The sequence below is a fragment of the Arthrobacter caoxuetaonis genome (assembly GCF_023921125.1).
GTDB lineage: Bacteria > Actinomycetota > Actinomycetes > Actinomycetales > Micrococcaceae > Arthrobacter_B > Arthrobacter_B caoxuetaonis.
In genome coordinates this window covers 1,204,285-1,224,202 of sequence record NZ_CP099466.1, presented here as the reverse complement: position 1 = coordinate 1,224,202, position 19,918 = coordinate 1,204,285, and the positions used below count along the sequence as shown (strand labels likewise).

Annotated in this window: 22 protein-coding genes; 4 read left to right on the top strand and 18 right to left on the bottom strand. The window is 64.7% G+C overall.

Annotated features, from left to right (window positions below; all coding sequences use genetic code 11):
* Positions 1-91 precede the first annotated feature (91 nt).
* From gatB to NF551_RS05475, 5 genes are all read right to left on the bottom strand, one after another.
* Positions 92-1,609 carry an Asp-tRNA(Asn)/Glu-tRNA(Gln) amidotransferase subunit GatB gene (gene gatB / locus NF551_RS05495; protein ID WP_227894893.1) on the bottom strand — a complete coding sequence of 506 codons (1,518 nt, stop codon included), beginning with the start codon at positions 1,607-1,609 and terminating at the stop codon, positions 92-94.
* Entirely contained in the window at positions 1,609-3,111 is a 1,503-nt protein-coding gene (gene gatA, locus NF551_RS05490; RefSeq protein ID WP_227894894.1) for an Asp-tRNA(Asn)/Glu-tRNA(Gln) amidotransferase subunit GatA, read from the bottom strand. Before gatA ends, gatB begins: the two co-directional genes overlap by 1 nt.
* Before the next feature lie 8 nt (positions 3,112-3,119).
* On the bottom strand, positions 3,120-3,416 hold the full coding sequence (gene gatC / locus NF551_RS05485) for an Asp-tRNA(Asn)/Glu-tRNA(Gln) amidotransferase subunit GatC (protein ID WP_227894895.1): 297 nt from the start codon (positions 3,414-3,416) through the stop codon (positions 3,120-3,122).
* 167 nt (positions 3,417-3,583) lie between these two features.
* Positions 3,584-4,078 (bottom strand): GNAT family N-acetyltransferase, encoded by a 495-nt coding sequence (locus NF551_RS05480; RefSeq protein ID WP_227894896.1) that lies wholly within the window; start codon positions 4,076-4,078, stop codon positions 3,584-3,586.
* A gap of 111 nt (positions 4,079-4,189) precedes the next feature.
* On the bottom strand, positions 4,190-4,636 hold the full coding sequence (locus NF551_RS05475; protein ID WP_227894897.1) for a TraR/DksA family transcriptional regulator: 447 nt from the start codon (positions 4,634-4,636) through the stop codon (positions 4,190-4,192).
* A 316-nt stretch (positions 4,637-4,952) separates the two neighbouring features.
* Here NF551_RS05475 and NF551_RS05470 point away from each other — a divergent pair, with 316 nt between their 5' ends.
* Positions 4,953-5,204 carry a hypothetical protein gene (locus NF551_RS05470; protein WP_227894898.1) on the top strand — a complete coding sequence of 84 codons (252 nt, stop codon included), beginning with the start codon at positions 4,953-4,955 and terminating at the stop codon, positions 5,202-5,204.
* On the opposite strand, the gene NF551_RS05465 is transcribed toward NF551_RS05470, so the two are convergent.
* The 5 genes from NF551_RS05465 to NF551_RS05445 are packed head-to-tail and all read right to left on the bottom strand — an operon-like array spanning position 5,201 to position 10,294.
* Positions 5,201-5,905, bottom strand: a complete 705-nt coding sequence (locus tag NF551_RS05465; RefSeq protein WP_227894899.1) for an ABC transporter ATP-binding protein — start codon at positions 5,903-5,905, stop codon at positions 5,201-5,203. The genes NF551_RS05470 and NF551_RS05465 overlap by 4 nt on opposite strands.
* Positions 5,895-6,803, bottom strand: a complete 909-nt coding sequence (locus NF551_RS05460; RefSeq protein ID WP_227894900.1) for an ATP-binding cassette domain-containing protein — start codon at positions 6,801-6,803, stop codon at positions 5,895-5,897. Before NF551_RS05460 ends, NF551_RS05465 begins: the two co-directional genes overlap by 11 nt.
* Positions 6,800-7,675, bottom strand: coding sequence for an ABC transporter permease (locus NF551_RS05455; RefSeq protein ID WP_227894901.1), 876 nt, complete (start codon positions 7,673-7,675; stop codon positions 6,800-6,802). The genes NF551_RS05460 and NF551_RS05455 overlap by 4 nt, the downstream gene beginning before the upstream one ends.
* Entirely contained in the window at positions 7,668-8,723 is a 1,056-nt protein-coding gene (locus tag NF551_RS05450; RefSeq protein WP_227894902.1) for an ABC transporter permease, read from the bottom strand. The genes NF551_RS05455 and NF551_RS05450 overlap by 8 nt, the downstream gene beginning before the upstream one ends.
* A complete protein-coding gene (locus NF551_RS05445) occupies positions 8,693-10,294 on the bottom strand; it encodes an ABC transporter substrate-binding protein (protein ID WP_227894903.1) in 1,602 nt (533 codons plus the stop codon). The genes NF551_RS05450 and NF551_RS05445 overlap by 31 nt, the downstream gene beginning before the upstream one ends.
* A gap of 146 nt (positions 10,295-10,440) precedes the next feature.
* Here NF551_RS05445 and NF551_RS05440 point away from each other — a divergent pair, with 146 nt between their 5' ends.
* Positions 10,441-10,809, top strand: a complete 369-nt coding sequence (locus tag NF551_RS05440; protein WP_227894904.1) for an ArsR/SmtB family transcription factor — start codon at positions 10,441-10,443, stop codon at positions 10,807-10,809.
* A gap of 6 nt (positions 10,810-10,815) precedes the next feature.
* Here NF551_RS05440 and NF551_RS05435 read toward each other — a convergent pair whose 3' ends face one another.
* Complete coding sequence (locus NF551_RS05435) at positions 10,816-11,616, bottom strand: inositol monophosphatase family protein (protein ID WP_227894905.1); 801 nt, start codon at positions 11,614-11,616, stop codon at positions 10,816-10,818.
* Positions 11,613-13,832 carry an NAD-dependent DNA ligase LigA gene (gene ligA / locus NF551_RS05430; RefSeq protein ID WP_227894906.1) on the bottom strand — a complete coding sequence of 740 codons (2,220 nt, stop codon included), beginning with the start codon at positions 13,830-13,832 and terminating at the stop codon, positions 11,613-11,615. Before ligA ends, NF551_RS05435 begins: the two co-directional genes overlap by 4 nt.
* Before the next feature lie 175 nt (positions 13,833-14,007).
* Here ligA and NF551_RS05425 point away from each other — a divergent pair, with 175 nt between their 5' ends.
* Together NF551_RS05425 and NF551_RS05420 are read left to right on the top strand one after the other, a co-directional pair.
* Positions 14,008-14,451 (top strand): YciI family protein, encoded by a 444-nt coding sequence (locus tag NF551_RS05425; protein WP_227894908.1) that lies wholly within the window; start codon positions 14,008-14,010, stop codon positions 14,449-14,451.
* Positions 14,452-14,455: 4 nt separating this feature from the next.
* Entirely contained in the window at positions 14,456-15,715 is a 1,260-nt protein-coding gene (locus NF551_RS05420; protein ID WP_227894909.1) for an RNA polymerase sigma factor, read from the top strand.
* 12 nt (positions 15,716-15,727) lie between these two features.
* Here the strand turns inward: NF551_RS05420 and NF551_RS05415 are convergent, their stop codons facing one another.
* The 6 genes from NF551_RS05415 to NF551_RS05390 all read right to left on the bottom strand — a co-directional run bounded on the left by NF551_RS05415 (position 15,728) and on the right by NF551_RS05390 (position 19,905).
* Complete coding sequence (locus NF551_RS05415; RefSeq protein ID WP_227894910.1) at positions 15,728-16,207, bottom strand: hypothetical protein; 480 nt, start codon at positions 16,205-16,207, stop codon at positions 15,728-15,730.
* Positions 16,208-16,216: 9 nt separating this feature from the next.
* The gene (locus NF551_RS05410) at positions 16,217-16,693 is read right to left on the bottom strand and encodes a hypothetical protein (protein ID WP_227894912.1); all 477 of its coding nucleotides are present in this window, start codon (positions 16,691-16,693) and stop codon (positions 16,217-16,219) included.
* A 58-nt stretch (positions 16,694-16,751) separates the two neighbouring features.
* Entirely contained in the window at positions 16,752-17,639 is an 888-nt protein-coding gene (locus tag NF551_RS05405; RefSeq protein ID WP_227894914.1) for a hypothetical protein, read from the bottom strand.
* 21 nt (positions 17,640-17,660) lie between these two features.
* Complete coding sequence (locus NF551_RS05400; RefSeq protein WP_227894915.1) at positions 17,661-18,158, bottom strand: hypothetical protein; 498 nt, start codon at positions 18,156-18,158, stop codon at positions 17,661-17,663.
* Positions 18,159-18,402: 244 nt separating this feature from the next.
* Entirely contained in the window at positions 18,403-18,627 is a 225-nt protein-coding gene (locus NF551_RS05395) for a hypothetical protein (protein WP_227894916.1), read from the bottom strand.
* Positions 18,628-19,017: 390 nt separating this feature from the next.
* Positions 19,018-19,905, bottom strand: a complete 888-nt coding sequence (locus NF551_RS05390) for a hypothetical protein (protein WP_227894917.1) — start codon at positions 19,903-19,905, stop codon at positions 19,018-19,020.
* Positions 19,906-19,918: the final 13 nt, after the last annotated feature.

Genomic DNA, 19,918 nt, shown 5'->3' with positions numbered 1-19,918 from the left:
GGCGCTTAATGCCGGACGGCCCCGGATCCGGCGCATCAGGTCATTTGACCGTCAGCACCGGGGCCGGGGCCGGTACGGGATTTTGCTGCGTTTAGGCGGAGACGCCCAGGCGTTCCAGGATCAGCTCGCGGACGCGGCCGGCGTCGGCCTGTCCGCGGGTTGCCTTCATAACGCCGCCGACGATCGCGCCGACAGCCTGGACCTTGCCGCCGCGGATCTTGTCCGCAACGTCAGGTGCAGCGGCCAGGGCAGCGTCGATGGCTTCGAGCAGGGCGCCGTCGTCGGAAACCACGGCCAGGCCGCGCTTTTCGATGACTTCTTCCGGGGTGCCTTCGCCGGCGAGGACGCCGTCCAGGACCTGGCGGGCCAGCTTGTCATTGATCTTGCCGGCCTGGACCAGGCGGTCCAGCTCCACGATCAGCTCCGGAGTGACCCCGGTATCCACCGGGTCCACTTCGGCTTCCTTGGCACGGCGGGCCACTTCGCCCATCCACCATTTGCGGGCCACCTGCGCGGAGGCACCGGCGGCGATGGTCTCCTCGATGGCTTCCATGACACCGGCGTTGACGACGTCGCGGAACTCGGCATCCGAGTATCCCCAGTCGGTCTTCAGCCGCTTGCGGCGCTCGGCCGGCGGCTCGGGCAGGCGTGAACGCAGCTCCTCGATCCACTCTTCCGTGGTGACCACGGGAAGCAGATCCGGCTCCGGGAAGTACCGGTAGTCGTCGGCGTCTGACTTCGGCCGGCCCGACGTCGTGGAGCGGGTGTCCTCGTGCCAGTGGCGGGTCTCCTGGACGATCTTCTCGCCGGAATCCAGGACGGCGGCGTGCCGCTGGATTTCGAAGCGGACGGCGCGTTCGACGGCGCGCAGCGAGTTCACGTTCTTGGTCTCCGACCGCGTGCCGAACTTCTCCTGGCCGTGCGGGCGCAGGGAGACGTTGGCATCGCAGCGGACGTTGCCGCGTTCCATCTTGGCATCGGAGACGCCGAGGTTCTTCACGATTTCGCGGATCGCTGCCACGTAGGCCTTGGCGAGCTCGGGAGCACGTGAACCGGCGCCTTCGATCGGCTTGGTGACGATTTCCACCAGCGGAACACCGGCACGGTTGTAATCCACCAGGGAGAAGTCGGCGCCCTGGATGCGGCCTGCGGAGCCGCCCATGTGGGTGAGCTTTCCGGCGTCCTCTTCCATGTGGGCGCGTTCGATCTCCACGCGGAACACGGTGCCGTCTTCCAGCTCGATGTCGAGCCATCCGTCGTACGCAATCGGATCTTCGTACTGGGAGGTCTGGAAGTTCTTCGGGGTGTCCGGGTAGAAGTACTGCTTCCGGGCGAAGGTGCAGGATTCGGCGATCTTGCAGTTCAGCGCCAGGCCGATCAGGATCGAGTACTCCACGGCGGTCTTGTTCACCACCGGAAGGACACCGGGCATGCCCAGGTCCACGGGTGTGACGTTGGTGTTCGGCTCATCGCCGAAGACGTTCGGGGCGTCGGAGAACATCTTGGTCTTGGTATTGAGCTCCACGTGGACCTCAAAGCCGAGCACCGGATCGTACTTCTCCATGGCCTCGTCGAAGGGAAGGGTTTCTTCCTGGGTGTGCACGGACATTACTTCACTCCTCCGAGTACGGGTGCCGAGGCCAGCAGCGGGCCGCCCCACTTCTGCTCCAGCAGGCCTTCAAGTGCCGCGCCGGCACGGTAGAGGCGCACATCTTCACGGGCCGGTGCCAGGAACTGGATGCCCACCGGCAGCCCGTCGGCCAGACCGCCGGGAATGGAAATACCGGGAACGCCGGCCATGTTGGCCGGAATCGTGGCGACGTCGTTGAGGTACATCGCCAGCGGATCGTCCAGCTTTTCGCCGAGCTTGAAGGCGGTGTTCGGCGACGTCGGGGAGATCAGCACGTCGGCCTGCGCGAACGCGGCGTTGAAATCGCGCTGGATCAGCGTGCGGACCTTCTGCGCCGAGCCGTAGTACGCGTCGTAGTAGCCGGCGGACAGGGCATAGGTGCCCAGGATGATCCGGCGCTTGACCTCGTCGCCGAAGCCCGCGGCACGGGTCGCGCCCATGACGCGCTCGATGGTGAGCGGCGGATCGGAGGGCAGGCGGCGCATGCCGTACCGGACGCCGTCGTACTTCGCCAGGTTCGACGATGCCTCCGAGGGCATGATCAGGTAGTAGGCGCCCAGGGCGTACTTGAAGTTCGGGCAGGAGACCTCAACGATTTCCGCGCCGGCGTCCTTGAGCAGTTCCAGCGACTCGTCAAAGCGGGCCTGGACACCGGGCTGGTAGCCCTCGCCCTGCAGTTCCCGAATGACGCCGATGCGCATGCCCGCAACGCTGCCGTTGCGGGCTGCTTCCACCAGGTTGCCCACCGGATCGGTCAGCGACGTGGAGTCGCGGGGGTCGTGGCCGCCGATGACTTCCTGTAGCAAAGCGGCATCGAGCACGGTCCGCGAGACCGGGCCGATCTGGTCCAGCGAGGAAGCCATGGCGATCGCGCCGTAGCGCGAGACGCCGCCGTAGGTGGGCTTCACACCCACGGAACCGGTGACTGATGCGGGCTGGCGGATGGAACCGCCGGTGTCCGTACCGAGGGCCAGCGGCGCTTCGAAGGCAGCGACGGCAGCAGCGGAACCGCCGCCTGAACCGCCGGGAATCCGGTCCAGGTCCCACGGGTTGCGGGTCGGGCCGTAAGCGGAGTGTTCCGTGGAGGAGCCCATGGCGAACTCATCCAGGTTGGTCTTGCCGAGCATCGGCATGCGTGCAGCGCGGATCCGGGAAATCACCGTGGCGTCGTACGGGCTCATCCAGCCCTCGAGCATCTTGGATCCGGCCGTGGTGGGCTGGCCCACCGTGACGATCAGGTCCTTGATGGCGATGGGCACGCCGGCCAGGGTGTGCAGTTCTTCGCCGGCGGCACGGGCCTTGTCCACACCGGCGGCGACTTCAAGCGCCTCGTCGGTGTTGACGTGCAGGAAGGCGTTGATCTCGCCGTCCACGTCGGCGATCCGGTCCAGGTGGGCCTGGGTGACCTCGACGGCGGAGACCTCGCGTGCGGCAAGCTTCTCCGCCAGGACGGCAGCGGGAGAGGTAATCAGTTCACTCATGGAAGTCTTTACTCCTCATCCAGGATGGCAGGGACCTTGAAGCGGCCTTCGGCGTTGTCCGGGGCACCGGACAGGGCCTGCTCATTGGTCAGCGTCTGCCCCACAACATCCTCGCGGAACACGTTCGTCAGCGGGATCGGGTGGGAGGTGGCCGGGATGTCCTCGCCGGCAACTTCGCTTACGGATTTGATCGAATCCACGATGACGTCAAGCTCGCCGGCCATTTTGTCCAGCTCGTCATCGGTCATCTCAATGTGGGCCAGCCGCGCCAGATGCGCTACAGCCTCACGATTGATCTCAGACATGAGTCTCCCATGCGTCTTATGCAGTATTTTCGGCCTTACGCCGGTATCCGTACCAGTCTACGGCGTTTGTGCCTTCGGTTCGGGTGGGCCGGGGGCGCGGCGGCAGTACTGCACCGGATAAGCCGGAAAGCAGCCTGCGACGCCGGTCCTCCGGGAGCTGCGGCCCGCTAGAGTTCCAGCCGGAAGACCCAGAGGATGTAGTCCTCGCCGGGAACGGTCCAGTCGCGTTCCGGCACCCGTTTGAAACCCAGGGACAGATACATGCTGTGCGCGCTGAGCATGCTGGTCATGCTGGTCAGTGAGACGGCATGGATTCCGTCAAGGCTGCGGGCGTGCTCGACAATCGCGCTGACCAGGGCGCGGCCCACTCCCCCGCGCTGCACGGCAGGATCGACGGCCAGCATACGGAACTCCAGCTCACCTTCGACAGCGACGTCGGTGTACGGCTGGCCGGCGAAGGTGACCGCTGCGGAACCCGCGACGACCCCGTCTTTCTCGGCAACCCAGAGTTCGGCGTGCTCGTCGCGGTGTTCTACGTTTTCAAGTTCCTGGACGTAAGGATTGTCAGCCTCAATGAACCCGGCCTTGAGGTACGCGTCCCGGGTGATCCGGCGGATGTCTTCATAATCAGCCGGTGTTGCCCGCCGGACGGTGATGCTCATTGGTGTTACGAATCCTTACGTGGGGGTTGATTTCCACGGTAGATTCTATCGGCCGCAGCGGCTCATTCCTGCCGCTGGTGACGCCCGGCACAGGCGGGTGGGGTGTGCGGGTCAGCGGCGCCGGCCAGCGGCGGCACACGCCACGCAGAACCGGGCTTCGGGCCGGATTTCCAGCCGGGCTTCGGGGATCGGCTCCCCGCAGCGCTCGCAGATTCCGTAGGCGCCGTCGTCGAGCCTTACCCTCGCTTCGAGCAATTCGATCAGGGACGCTTCGAGCGCGGCCAGCATGGACACTTCGTTGGCCCGCTCCACCGAAACCGTGGTGCCTTCCGGGTCGTGTTCGTCATCCGCCGGGGTGTCCTTGGCTGCTGCAGTGACTTCACGGATATCAGCCAGGACTGTGTCGATCTTCCCCCGGGCATCGTTGATGTGCTCATCAATGATGCCGGCAAAGCGGGCACTGTCCAGGTTGCCGGGCGTTCGGGGCTTGGGTTCCTGGACACGCGTGGTGACTGCTGGTGCCAACTTGCGCGATGCCGCTGTGACTTTACGTGGCATGGTGCATCCTCCCGGGTCCATGGATCTCGCTGAGTCCCCTCAATTATCCGCGTGAGGGTACGGAATACCCGCCCCTGAGCCTGTGCTTTCCTCAGGGCGTAATACTTCAGCCCCGAACGTGTGGCAGTTGGTCCCGTGTGTGCTTCCTGGGGTGGAAGCTCAAGATTGCCTCAAGACAGGCGCAGGCAATCCACAATTCTGGTGTTCTGCGAAAAACAGGTACTCCGGAACTCTCCGTTTCCGGTTGCGGACGGGCTAGTCTCACCTCACCGTTCCTGATTGGTCTCGGAACGCAGGTCTGACACTGGGGGTAGACATGAAGCAGGAAATCCGGCTTGCACCGGGCATGATCGTCAGCTGCCAAAAGGGCATCAGCTCCGTGAAGCTCCGCGTCATGGGGGCGAGCCGCTGCGACGGCTGCAGCAAGATGGGCGTCATTGTCCAGGTCATGGAGGACGCCGTGGTGGATAACTTCCACTATTGGAAGGGCCACGTGATCGTGATGGACCGCGACAAGATTTCGGTGGACTCCAAAACCGCCGTACCGTCCTGGACCGGCGCGTACTAATCCAGTCCGGTGTGAGCCACCAGGCTCGATGCCCGGTGGCTCACACCGGGACCTGCATCGGATAGTGCTTCCATCCCGGTAACCGAGTCGCACCACGCCTCCAGGAGTGTGCGGTCATGGCTCAGGGCCAGGACTCCCATGCCGCGGGCAGCGACCTCACTGCTGATGACCCGTACAAGCGACGCGGTGGTAGCGGCGTCCAGCATGGCGGTAGCTTCGTCGCAGATCAGATACAGGGGCTCTGCAGCCAGCGCCCGCGCCAGGCATGCCCGCTGCAGCTGGCCGTCAGAGACCTCGCGGGGGAACCTGTCCAACAGGTCGGGGGTCAGCTGGACCTCCGCGGCGAGTTCCATGACGCGGAGCTCCGTGTCTCTCCTGTTTGCTCGACGCACCCCTTCGGCTATCACCTGGCGCAGCGACAGACGCGGGCTGCAGGAGGCTCGGGGCGACTGGAAGAGCATCGCGACGTCGCCTGCGCGGCCCTTGCCCGGAAGGGGCACGGGCTGGCCGTTGCATGTCACCGTTCCGGCAGCAGCCGGAATCAGACCGGCCAGCAGCCGGGCAAGCGTTGTCTTGCCCGTCCCGGAAGGACCCGTAAGGCCCAGCTGATACCCCGCGGGCACACTGATGGTGACGTTGCTCAGGACCGGAGCAGCACCATAGGAGAACCCTGCGTTCAGGGCGCGGAGTTCAGCAGGCATAGTTTCCCTCCGGCTGCTCGGCGGCCATCAGCCGGTCGGCATAGCTGTACTCCTCGGAGAGGTCCGTCAGTTCAGGGGAGGTGCCGGGCATGGCCTGAAGACCATTGGCAGGCAGGGCTGCGAGCAGGTCCCGTGTGTACGGATGAGCCGGCAGCCCCAGGACCTCGGCCGCTGGGCCGGCCTCCACAATCCGCCCGGCATACATGACCGAAACCTCGTCTGCGGTGCCGGAATCCATGAGGCGCTGCAGATCGTGCGTGATGAGGATGACGGCGGTCCCCGAGTCGGCAACGCTTCGCAGCATCCCCAGGGTCAGCCGTGCCAGGTCAGGGTCCAGCCCGGAGACCGGTTCATCAGCCAGCAGGACGTCCGGCCCGCCGGCCAGGGCGAACGCAATCGCCGCCCGCTGCAGCATTCCGCCGCTGAGCTCATGCGGAAATGCGTCCAGTGCCCCAGGCTCCAGGCTCACCTGTGCCAGCAGTTCCTGCGGGCTGGCCGCGCCGCCAAGCTCGCGGACCGTTTCCTGCAGCTGGGACCCCACTGTCCGCACCGCCGTCAGGTAGGTTGCCGGCGACTGGGGTACATAGCCGATCACCCGCCCGCGCAGCGCGGCGGCCCGGGCTGCTCCGTCCAGGCCCGCAGTCAGGGGCGTCCGGGCACCGGAGGCGTCCACATAGTCCAGCCGGCCGCCGGCCACCGTGCCCGCAGGGAGCATACCGAGGATGGCGGAGGCAAAAGTGGTCTTCCCGCAGCCGGATTCACCGACGATGGCATGCACCCGGCCCCGGTGCGCGCTGAAGGTCATGTCCGTGGCCGCGTGGACCCAGGCTGTGCCCCGCCGTCTGCGGCTGGGAATGCGTACGGTGTGCCCTTCGGCCCGGATGGCGATGCTGTTCATTGTCTTCCTTCCGTCCGGGAGAGGATTCCGTTCCCGCAGGCGGCCACGGCCAGGGTGGTAACCAGCAGGAGCAGTGCCGGGAAAACCAGCGCCCACCATCCGCCGAGCATCACCTCCGACTGCGCTTCCTTCAGGAGCGTTCCCAAGGATGCCTGGTCCGGAGACAGGCCCAGCCCCAGGAAAGAGAGTGTGGACTCGTGCCAGATGGCGTGCGGCAGGAGCATCACTGTGGCCACCACCCCCTGTGCCAGCGTTCCCGGAAGGAAATGCCGCCGCAGCACCTCTCCCCGGGTCGAGCCAAGGAGGTAGGCAGCCTCCACGTATTCGCGGCTGCGCAGGGACAGGACCTCGGCGCGGACAATCCTCGCGACCTGTGTCCAGTGCGTGAGCGCAATGGAGGCGATGATGGCTGTCACCGATCCCCGGAACATCGCAACGATCACCACCCCCAGCAGCAGGTGGGGCACAGCGTTGATGCCGTCGATGACCCGCATGACGATTCGGTCCGTCCGGCCGCCGATCGTCGCCGAGGCAGCCCCGATCAGCATCCCGAGCCCCATCGAGGCAAGCGCGCAGACAACTGCGATAAGCAGTGAGACACGCAGCCCGGAGGCAAGCCGGATAAACAGGTCACGGCCCGCGTGGTCGGTTCCGAAGAGGTGGGCGGCCGACGGCGGAAGCCGGGCGGAGCTGAAATCGGTCAGTTTTTGGTCCGTGCCGGCAAGCAGCGGAACGAAGACGGCGTAGGCCGCGATCAGCACCAGGCCGGCAACCCCGAGGATCGTGCCGGCTGCGCGGAAGCCCCGTTTCCGGACGGCGGGACCGGTGAGGCGGAGACCTGCTGCTCCGGCGGCTTCCACGGCGCTAGACATCGGCGGACACCCTCGGATCAATGCAGACATACAGCAGGTCTGCGATCAGTGAACCGGCGAGCACGGTCACCGTCGTCAGCACCGTCAAGGCCGCCAGCAGCGCAAAGTCCAGGGCCTGCGCCGAGGAAACCACCGCTGCAGCCAGTCCCGGCCAGGAAAAGACCGTCTCCACCAGCACGGCTCCCACTATGACCTCCGGAAGGCGGGAACCAAGGACGGCTATGAAGGGAACCAGGGCAGAGGGCATCACATGCTTGCGGATGACGGTCTTTTCGCTCAGTCCGCGCAGCCTGGCGCCCCGCACGGCGTCGGAAGCGAGCGCCTCGTTGGTGGAGGCCCGCAGGGAAAGCACCAGCCACGGAAGCTGTGAAAGTGCCGTAGCCGCAACGGGGAGGATCATGTGGCGCAGCACCTGCCCCGCAGTCGGCTCCGTGCCTGGATCGCTCAGTCCTCCCCCGGGCAGGAGCCCCAGGCCCAGGGCGAACACCGCGAGCAGTCCCAGTGAGATCACAAACGGCGGCAGTCCTTGCAGCAGTGTTGCCGCGGCGGCAGCAGTCCGGTCCAGGACGCCCCCGGGGCGGCGGGCGCAGTGGGAAGCGATCAACAGCGAACCCAGGGCTGCCAGGACCAGTCCCGTTCCCGCCACCAGCAGCGTCCACGGCAGCCGTTCGGCGATCACGGACGCGACCGGCTGCCGGAACACCCGGGAATAGCCCAGGTCCCCGGACAGTGCTGAGGTCAACCAGTGCCACCACGCCTGGATCCAGGAGGCGCCCAGCCCAAGGGATTCCGAGAGCATCTCGCGCTGCTCCGCGGAGGTTTGCGCGAAGCGGTCCCCCAGGTACGCGGCGAGCGGATCGAAGGGTGAGACGCTGGCGAGCAGGAACACGAGAAGGGAAACGCCCGCCGCCACCGGTACGCCCAGGCCCAGACGCCTCAGGACGATCAGGCGCAGATCATGCAGCCGTCTGCGCCGCCGTACCGGCCGGGACACTGCCTCGAAGCCGGGCACCGGGGTCAGTCCCGGGTCCAGTCGCGGAGGCTCCACCAGAAGCCCCAGCCGACGTCGTGGGCGTGCGGTTCCAGTACGGTCTGGACGTTGTTCCAGCCCTGGTCCTCCTGGACATAGTTGTGATCGACAAAAGCGAGCATGACGTAGCCGGGGTCCTGGATGTACAGGTCCTGGACGGCCAGATAGTGCTCCGTGCGTTCCTCGGCATCCAGGCTGCTGCGGGCGGCCTGGAGGTGGGAGTCCATTTCCGTGCTTCCGGTTCCGCCTGGGTTCGCAAAGGGTGACCCTCCCGGGAGGGGGGTGTGGAGGGTTTCGAAGAGCTGTGTGTCCAGGTCGTAGGGTTTGTCACCACCGCCCAGCAGGATGCCCACTTCTCTGCGGCGTTCCTCGATGACGTTCCAGTCCGTGCCCAGGAGGGTGACATCCACGCCGAGTTCGGACATGTCAGAGGCAAATGCGAGCGCCAGGTCCCGGCGGAGCGTATCCGTGGCGTTGTAGGCAACCTCAAACCCGGCGCGCTGTCCGTCCCTGGTCCGGATGCCGTCTTCGCCGCGCAGCCAGCCGGCGTCGTCCAGCAGCTCCCCGGCACCCTGGGGATCGTAAGGGAAAACGGCTCCGGGGTTGAAGGCTTCGCCGTAAATGTCAGCGACCGGAGTATGCGCGGGTTTGCCGCGCCCGCCCAGGACGTGGTTAACCATGCCCTGGCGGTCAGCAGCCATGTTCATGGCCATAACTGCGGCCGGGTCAGTGGCAAAGGCACTGTCTGCAGGCAGCGAAAGCCCGCGCCAGTCGGCCGTCTTGACGGCCTCGTAGAAGTATCCGGACTTGCCCTCATACCGGGCGGCCAGGAGCGGCGGCAGGACTGTTCCGTCGATTTCCCCGGCCTGGAGCCGCTGGGCCCGCGAGTTGTCATCCGGCACGTGGATGATGGTGACGGTTTCCACTTCGGGAGCGCCGTTCCAGTGGTCCGCGTTGGCCGTAAGAACAGCTTCGCCCGGGCGCAGCGAGGCCACTTTGTAAGGGCCGGTTCCCACGGGGTCTGTGTTCAGGGAGGATTCTGCCGCCAGGCCCTTAGTCAGCCGTTCGGACGGAGCGATGCCCAGCAGCAGCCGGCTGGGAAACCCGGCGTAGGGGTATTTCAGCGTGAAGGTGACCGTACCGTCCGGACCGGCTTCGACGTCCTGCAGCATGTCATAGGACGTTGCCAGTTCGGAGGCTGAGGCGGGATCGATCACGGCGCGGTACGTGGCTGCGACATCACCGGCGTCCAGCTCCGTACCGTCGGTGAACTTCACGCCGGAGCGGACCTGGACAGACCATTCGGTACCCTCGGGATTGCTCTCCGGCATTTCCGTTGCCAGCCAGGGAACCAGCTCCGGCAGGGATGATGACCCGTCCTGGGGGGACAGCCGCAGCAGCCCGTCGTAGATCTGTGACTGGCCGCTGTCTCCGTGACCGCCTATGGGGTTGAACTGTCCGGGTTCGTTTGCGTCCGCCAGGATGATTCCGCTGGTCTCCCCCGGAGAGCCGCTGCAGCCCGCCACCGCCGCGAGGATTGTCACGGCCCCAACCGCCAAAACCCTGTTCCGGTGGTTTCCTGCTGGCATAGGGGAACTCCTCAACGTATGCATACGTGTGCACCTATTGGTGGATCAATTCTCGACCCCTGCCCTTAGCCCAGCTAGGGTTCAGGCATCGAAGGGATGTTTCGAACCGAAATCCGTCCGCGGCCGCGACCAGAAGGGATGCGCTCATGGGATCCTCGACCGGCAGCGCATCCCCAGACCCTGCGGCGCACGCACTCGGCGCCGTGGACGTTGCAGCGTGGTGTACCCGGTTTGAGCTGATTTCCAATCCTACCCGGCTGCAGCTTCTGCTTTGCCTTCATTTCAGCCCCGGCATTACTGTGACGCGGCTGGCAGCTGCGTCGGGAGTCAGCCAGACCGTGGTCAGCCAATCACTGCGCAGGCTGCGGGACCGCGAATGGGTGGAGGCCGCAAAGGTTGGCCGGGAGCACCGCTACCGGATCGTGGACGAGTCCCTGCACCGGCTCCTCCACGTCATTGGAGCTCCGCACTCCGAGAAGAGTGCACAGCATTCCAACGGGTCCGGGCCCGCCTGAACCTTCCTAGGAAGGCGGCACCAGCCAGGCCGTGGTCACCGCGGCCAGCCGCTCGGCGTCGCCCATCCGTCGTTGCGGCGAGCCGGGACGGCCGACCGTCAGGCCCGCTTCCTCCGCGATGAGCGCACCGGCAGCGAAGTCGTGCTCGTTCAGGCCGCGTTCCGCATAGGCATCCAGCGTGCCGTCAGCCACCATGCACAGGTCCAGTGCGGCCGAGCCCAGCCTCCGCAGGTCGGCATAGCCCTCCATCAGCTCCGCGAGCCCGGCGTACTGTTCGGTGCGGACCTCCGGTTCATAGGAGAATCCCGTGCCGAGCAGCTTGCCCGTGCGCTCGGGATCCGGCCCGTGGAGCCGGCGCAGGCTGCCGTGCTCCGCCAGCCAGGCGCCGTGGCCCCGCGCGGCCCAGTAGACCCGTACCAGCGCCGGGGCGTGGACCGCTCCGGCCAGCCAGTCGCCGTCGGCGTTTACCGCGGCCACCGAGGTGGCGTAGAAGGGGATGTTGCGGATGAAGTTGGTGGTCCCGTCCAGCGGGTCCACCGACCAGCGGATACCGGAGGGTTCCTCGGGAACGCTGGCTTCCAGTTCCTCCCCGGTCACTGTGTCAAAGGGACGCAGCCGGTTGATGACCTCGCGGACGGCGTACTCGGCTTCGGTGTCATAGGCGGTGACCCAGTCGCCGGAGGCTCCCTTGTTCTCGACGTGCAGCCCCGCCTCCGACCGTTTGGCCAGCACAGCGGCTCCGGCGGCAGCAGCCTGCCGGGCGACGTCGAGCAGTTCCAGCGGATCGGGGGCGGGGGCTTCGGTCATGGCGTGGCTTCCTCAGCTTCTGCAGTCTTCAGCGGTCCGTTTTCCAGCAGCTGGCGGAACCCGTCCTCGTCGAGCACGGGAACTCCCAGCGACTCTGCCTTGTCCAGCTTGGTGCCGGCGTTCTCGCCGGCTACCAGGTAGTCGGTCTTTTTCGACACGGAGCCCGAGGCCTTGCCGCCGCGGGTGATGATCGCTTCCTTGGCCTCGTCGCGGCTGAAGTTCGGGAGCGTTCCGGTGACGACGATGGTGAGGCCTTCCAGCGTGCGCGGCTGGGATTCGTCCCGTTCGTCGGCCATGCGGACGCCGGCGCGGGCCCAGGAGTCGACGATTTCCACGTGCCAGTCTTCGGCGAACCATTCCTCCAGCGCTGCCGCGATCGTCGGGCCCACGCCGTCCACGTGCGCGAGCTGCTCTTCGGTGGCAGCGCGGATGTTCTCCATGGAGCCGAAGGCCGTGGCGAGGGCGCGTGCCGCCGTCGGGCCTACGTGCCGGATGGACAGTGCCACCAGGACGCGCCAAAGCGGCTGGGACTTGGCCTTTTCCAGTTCTTCGAAGAGCTTGCGGGTGTTGGCGGAGGGCTCGGAGGGCTTCTTGGCGGTGCCCTTGGTGTAGAAGTACGGCACCAGTTCGGTGCCTGTCACTACGCCCTTGGAGCGCTTGGGGCGTTCAATCCGGACATCGGCCAGGTCTTCGACCGTGAGATCGAACAGCCCGGCCTCGCTGGTCAGCGGCGGGTTCTCCGGTTCGGCGGGTGAGGTCAGCGCGATGGCCGCTTCCCAGCCCAGGGCCTCAATGTCGAACGCGCCGCGGCCGGCCAGATGGAAGACGCGCTCGCGCAGCTGGGACGGGCAGGAGCGGGCGTTGGGGCAGCGGATGTCGACGTCGCCCTCCTTGGCCGGCTTCAGCTCCGTGCCGCAGGAGGGACAGTGGGTGGGCATGACGAAGTCGCGCTCGGAACCGTCGCGGAGGGCGGCGACGGGTCCCACGATTTCGGGAATGACGTCGCCGGCCTTGCGCAGCACCACGGTGTCGCCGATCTTGACGCCCTTGGCCTTCACCACGTCCTGGTTGTGCAGCGTGGCCATCTCCACGGTGGACCCGGCGACCTTGACCGGCTCCATAATGCCGTAGGGGGTGACGCGGCCGGTGCGGCCCACGTTGACCCGGATGTCCAGCAGTTTGGTGTTCACTTCCTCCGGCGGATACTTATATGCCACGGACCAGCGCGGCACCCGGGAGGTGTGGCCGAGGGCGCGCTGCAGGGCGAAGTCATCCACCTTGACCACGATGCCGTCAATCTCATGGGCCAGGTCGTGCCGGTGTTCCCCGTTGGTCGCAATGAACTCCAGGACCTCTGCATAGGTGTCCAGCACCTTGTAGTACGGGGAGGTGGGCAGGCCCCAGGCCTTGAGCAGCTCGTAAGTTTCGGACTGGCTGCCTGCTCCCAGGCCTTCCCGGGCGCCGATGCCGTGCACGTACATGCTCAGCGGGCGCTCCGCGGTGACCTTCGGGTCCTTTTGCCGCAGCGACCCGGCGGCTGCGTTGCGCGGATTCGCGAAGGGCGCCTTCCCGGCGTCGACCATTTTCTCGTTGAGGCGGGCGAACTCCTTGGACGGGATAAAGACTTCGCCGCGGATTTCCACCTCGGAGGGAAGGTTCTCGCCCTTGAGCCGGCGCGGAATGGAGGCAATCGTGAGCACGTTGTGGGTGATGTCCTCACCGGTGGTGCCGTCGCCGCGGGTTGCCGCGCGGACCAGTTCCCCGTTGCGGTACAGCAGGTTCACTGCCAGGCCGTCGATCTTCAGTTCGGTCAGCCACCGGACCTTCGAACCAGGTGCGATGGACGCGATGGACGCTTCGGCCCGCTTCACCCAGGCATCGAGTTCATCCAGCGAGAACACGTCTTCCAGGCTGTACATGCGGGACAGGTGTTCCACCGGGGCGAACGCCGCGGACACCTCTCCCCCGACTTCCTGGGTAGGGGAATCGTTGGTCACCAGTTCGGGATGGAGAGCCTCGAGCTTCTCGAGCCGGCGGTACAGCTCATCGAACTCGGCGTCGGAAACCAGCGGGGCGTCCTCGTTGTAGTACGCGAAACGGTACTTTCGCACCTGGTCGGAAAGAGTCTCATACTCTTCCCGCAGGCTGTCGCTGGGCGGCGTGTCCGTGCTGACGGCGTCGACGGCTTCTTCAGGGGAGGTCTTAGCTGTGCTCACCTACCCAATCTTGCCGTATGTACGACGGCGGCGGGAGCTGTGCGGGGACGTTGGGGAGGGTGCGTCCCGGGTCCGGAAGAAAAAAACTTCCTTTGGGCTGTCGATATTCAGGCTCACCGTTCGACGGCATAGTAGGAGGCGCACCAAGCGCTCCCCCAACGAGCAGGAGAATGCCATGAAATACATGATGATTATGCGTTCCACTGATGCCGGCGTCGAAGCGTATAAAGATGTGCCGTTTGAAGAGGTGATCAACCGGATGGGCGCCTACAACGAATCGATGATCAATGCCGGGGTCCTGCTGGCGGGAGAAGGGCTGGCTGAGGTCACGGAGGACAATAACTTCGTGGTCGACTTCTCCCAGGAGCCGCCGCTGGTCACCGACGGCCCGTACGGCGAGACCCACGAACTCTTCAACGGGTTCTGGATCATCCAGGCTTCCTCGAAGGAGGAAGCAGCGGAGTGGGCCGGCAGGTGCCCGCTTGGCCCCGGATCGAAGCTTGAAGTCCGGCGGGTGACCGATGCCTCCGACTTCGAGGATTTCTCCAACAACGAGTACATCCAGAAGGAAGAAGGCTGGCGCGAGCAGGAAGAGAAGCTGCGCGCGGAGAATCCCTAAGGTCATGGCCTCCATGGACTGGGCTGGTGAGGACACCGCCGCGGCGGTCCGCCGCCGGATAGACGCCATGTGGCGGATTGACGGTGCCGGGATTGTCGCGGCGCTGGCCCGTGCCACCGGGGATGTCGGGCTGGCGGAGGATGTGGCCCAGGAAGCGGTGGCTGAGGCCCTGGCCCAGTGGCCGGCCGAGGGAGTGCCGCGGAATCCGGCGGCCTGGCTCACCGCCGTCGCCAAGCGCAAGGCCATTGATGCATGGCGGCGGGCGGAACGCCTTCAGGACCGTTACGCGGATCTGGGCAGGAGCCTGGAGGACGTTGCCGAGCCGGAGTGGGATCCCCTGCCGGACGACGTCCTGAAACTGGTTTTTGTGGCCTGTCATCCAGTGCTGTCCCGTGAAGCGCAGGTGGCGTTGACCCTGCGGATTGTGGGCGGACTCTCCACCGGGGAGATCGCGCGGCTGTTCCTGCTTCCGGTGGCCGCGGTGCAGCAGCGGATCGTCCGGGCAAAGAAGACGCTGGCCGCGGCCAAGGTGCCGTTCGATGTTCCGGAACCCAATGAATGGCACGACCGGCTCGGCGGGGTTCTCGCCGTGATCTACCTCCTGTTCACGGAGGGGTACGCTGCGTCCGCCGGGACGTCGTGGATGCGCCAGGACCTGGCATCAGAGTCCCTGCGGCTGGGCCGGCTGCTGTCCAGGCTTGTTCCGCGGGAGCCGGAGGCGCTCGCATTGGTGGCCCTGATGGAATTCCAGGCATCCCGGTTCCGTACCCGGACCTGTGCGGACGGGTCCCCCATTCTGCTTGCCGACCAGGACCGCACGCTGTGGGACCGCACCCAGATTGAGCGCGGGCGGGCTGCCCTGGCCCAAGCTGACGCGCTGGGGCGGGGTCGGGGAAACTATGCCCTGCAGGCCGCGATCGCCCAGTGCCACACGGTTGCTCCGAGTGTCGAGGGAACTGACTGGCACCGGATCGTACTGCTGTATGAGGCTTTGGGCCGGCTGGCGCCTTCTCCGGTGGTGGAGCTAAACCGTGCCGTAGCGGTATCCATGGCCACCGGTCCGGCGACGGCGCTGGAGATGGTGGACCGGCTTGCTGCCACGGGCGCGCTCCGTGGCTCGCATCTCCTGCCCAGCGTGCGGGCTGAACTGCTGTCCCGGCTCGGCCGGATGAAAGAGGCACGGACCGAATTCAGTGTTGCCGCCTCTCTGGCGCACAATGACCGGGAGCGGGAGGTCCTGGAGCGCCGCGCTGCAGGGCAGTGAATGCACTGCGGATTAGTTGGCGTCCTTCCGCCAACGCACCTTGGATTTGATGTTGTGGATCATGCTGGCAGGCAGCCAACCAAAAACCGCGCTTCTTTGAACCGGTTCGTTATGGAACGTGTGAAAACCGTGGTCTTCAACAAGGTCCATTCTCTCCTCCGCTGAGAAGTCATTACCGACGACTACCGCCAAATTTCCTTCCGCGTCCTCGGCGTGAATCTCCATAACCCGCCAGGGCCTTAGCTCTCCCGTAGCCGTGACGGCATGGATATCTGTTACGTCCTCCGGTGGTACACCCAGCGTGTACGCAACGGCCGGTCCTGGGAATCTTTCCCCGTAGTCATGCCGTTTCCATTCCGGACCGGGCGATTCACCACCCTCCTGGACCAAATAGATGAGCCCGCGTATGGGGTCCGTGGAGCGAAGCTCATACTCATGCCCATTCCAGGTGCCGTATTTTCCAGAGAGCTTAGTCCCGTCAGCCATCCACATGGTTAGAGGCTAATCCACTTTCAGTAGGTCGTGCTCGGTCAGAACGACGTCGGAGAGGTCTTCCCAACGAAACTTTCCGTGATACTCACCCGGCCCGGCAATAGTGATCTCCGGGATTTCTCCGCGGCGAATCTGGTCCTCTTTCGGACCGCCATCAACAAAGGCATACACCCTTCCCTCGCGGTATTTGAGAATGCCTACCCCGAGCCCTTGCCAAGTAGCCAGCACTGAGACGTCCACTAACCGGTCCAAGTCTCTCTCCGAGATTATCCGGGTCCAAGACAGGGGCCTGCCTCTATCATCCGCATCATCAGAAGGCTGCCACTGTTCCCCCGGGGATTCTTCGGCAGGCGTATAAAGAAACAAGCGTCCATGACCCAACGAGTTGGCCCGTAACCACTCTCCCTGCAGCACACCGTACATTCCGGGGACCCGCATCCCGTTGGGCAGGTACTCCTGTCCCCGCGGGTAATCAGGCTCGGCCATGTCCTCCTCGTCTCCGCTATTGGGAAGAGGGGGTACCAGCCGCAATCCAGTCATCGGGCTATCCCCGGAACGCCAGGGACGGCAACCGGTTCTGGATCACCTGAACATCCTGCACCTGCGACGCCGGCACCACCGTCCAATACACCCCGGCATCAGCCTTGTTCAGCCCCAATGCCTCAGCCCGGTCCGCGTTATGCCCCGTATAGAACAACCGGTAGACCTGCCCGTCCTCACCCTGGGCAACGTCGGTGATCCGGAACGGCTCCCCCTGCCACGAACATGTCGCCAGCAGCTCATAGAAGTCCTGGATCTCCTCCAGTCCCACCGTCCGGCGCCAAACCCCCTTCGGGGTCCGCTCAAAACCCTCCACCCCGGGATCCGACGCAGCCGCCACTTCAACCGAGCGGCCCTCGTCCACCAAATCAGCACGGAACACCTGCCCCTGCCAGACCGCCGACCAGCCCATAATGTGCGAGGGGGTATGTGCACCAGGCCGGGAAATCCCCGAGGTCTCGGCCACGCCCCAGCCGGTCGCTACCTCAAAATAGACCGCCAGCAGTTCCTCAGGCTGCCCGGCCCGGATACGCCACAGCTCAGCTCCCGGCGGAATGGCACATTCATCCAGGAAATACACCGGCACCACACCACCGGACCACGCCGCGAAACCTGTCCCCGTAAACGGCGGACGGTCCACGAACTCCGGGCCCGCAGCATCGTGCACATAGATGGACAGGGGCACCTGGAACCGCAGCACATCAACGTACCCGGCAGCCCGGTCCCACGGCGTACTCGGGAAATCCAGGCCATGAACCGCAAACAAGTCGTCAGGCGTCTGCGCATGCACCGCATCCCCGGCGTTGACCACAAACCCGGAAACCGTATCCCGGTTCCCACCCACCAGGTACTCAACCTGCGCCGGACTCAAAGCCTTCTGCAAAAAATTCATTACTACCCTTCGGTAGATCAATCAGTCACTGCCAAATGGAATAGTTTCTACGTTGATATCCCGAATACGGTCAGCAGGAAGCCAGCCGGCAACGAATACGTGTTCCAACGGTTCGTTCTCGCTAAACGGCTTGAAGTTGTGGTTGTTGATAAGTTGGCGCTTGTACTGCGCAGCCATCGGGTCGATGCTTTCCACGGCCAGCTTCCCTTCATGGTCTTCCGCGATGACCATGAAGTTACGTCCCGGGCCCATGTTGCCGGTGACCTCAATGCTGTGGCGGTTGGTAACTTCGTCTGCCGGGACATCCAGGCTGTGGGCAAGGGGCGTTTTTGCAAATCGGTTCGGAAAGGTTGCGGTGTGCCATTCCGGGCCTGGCGAATCGCCGCCGTTCTGCACCAGGGTCAAATACCCTTCATATGGCTTCAGGGACCAAAGCTCAAATTCTCGCCCCTTCCATGTCCCGTAATTTCCGGTGAGCTTTGTCCCGTCTTTTCTCCACATAATTACAGGCTCATCCATCCAGTTTTTTGATTAAAGACTCCCACTAATACTTCGTTTCCGTCCCTGTCGATCCGCCACATTTCCGCACCTGATTCCATTATCACACCCCTGTCGACCTTGAGTTCCGGCACAGTGCATTCTCCAGCGGGCCGGCACCGGGGCGGACCGGTCCACGAGACTCCGCACGTGTGCGGGGCTCAACGGCTTCTGGAAAATCATGCCCTCTTCTTTCAACGAGACGGAATCTTCATGCAGGGCTTAGCTACTTCAACAACTCCCGCTCTGACGTAACGAGGTCGGTGATGTCCTCCCAGCGCAGCTTTCCATGATATTCACTACGTCCGGCAATCGTGATCTTCGGGATTTCTCCGCGGCGAATCTGTTCCTCCTTCGGACCGCCATCGACAAAGGCAAATACCGTTCCATCGATGTATTTTTGGATGCCTATGCTGAGGCTGCGCCATTTAGCGGACACGAGAACGCGCACCAACCGGTCTAAGTCGCTTTCAGTGACTTCCCGGGACCAGGACAGGGGCCTGCCCCTGTCATCTGAATTAGCTGAGGGAAGCCATCGATCCCCCGGGGAATCTTCGGCAGGCGTGTAAAGAAGAACTCGTCCATGACCCAGTGGGTTGGCCCGAAACCACTCACCGTGTAAGACACCATACATACCCGGGACCCGCATCCCGTTGGGCATGAAAAGTTCGAATCTCCTGGGGGCGGGAAGGGCCCTGGCATCCGCGTCTTCTATATCGGGGATAGGGGGTACCAACCGTAATCTAGTCAACGGAATTCATAACCTTTCGCGATCGCCGACGCATCGGCGCCAGTGGGATGCAGGATAGGTTGGGCCCTTTCGCCTAGTGAGGAACCGCAGTTATCCTCGGAACGCCAGGGACGGCAACCGGTTCTGGATCACCTGAACATCCTGCGCCTGCGACGCCTGCACCACCGTCCAATACACCCCGGCATCAGCCTTGTTCAGCCCCAACGCCTCAGCCCGGTCCGCGTTATGCCCCGTATAGAACAACCGGTAGACCTGCCCGTCCTCACCCTGGGCAACGTCGGTGATCCGGAACGGTTCCCCCTGCCACGAACACGTCGCCAGCAGCTCATAGAAGTCCTGGATCTCCCCCAGTCCCACCGTCCGGCGCCATACCCCCTTCGGGGTCCGCTCAAAACCCTCCACCCCGGGATCCGACGGGGCCGCCACTTCAACAGACCGGCCTTCGTCCACCAGATCAGCACGGAACACCTGCCCCTGCCAGACCGCCGACCAGCCCATAATGTGCGACGGAGTATGTGCACCAGGCCGGGAAATCCCCGAGGCATCGGACACACCCCAACCGGTAGCTACCTCAAAATAGACCGCCATCAGTTCCTCAGGCTGTCCGGCCCGGATTCGCCACAGCTCAGCTCCCGGCGGAATGGCGCACTCATCCAGGAAATACACCGGCACCACACCACCGGACCACGCCGCGAAACCCGTCCCCGTAAACGGCGGACGGTCCACGAACTCCGGGCCCGCAGCATCGTGCACATAAACGGACAGCGGCACCTGGAACCGCAGCACATCAACGTACCCGGCAGCCCGGTCCCACGGCGTACTCGGGAAATCCAGGCCATGAACCGCAAACATGTCCTCCGGGGTCCGCGCATGCACCGCATCCCCGGCATTGACCACAAACCCCGAAACCGTGTCCCGGTTACCACCCACCAGGAACTCAACCTGCGCCGGACTCAAAGCCTTCTGAAAATAATTCATTACTACCCTTCGG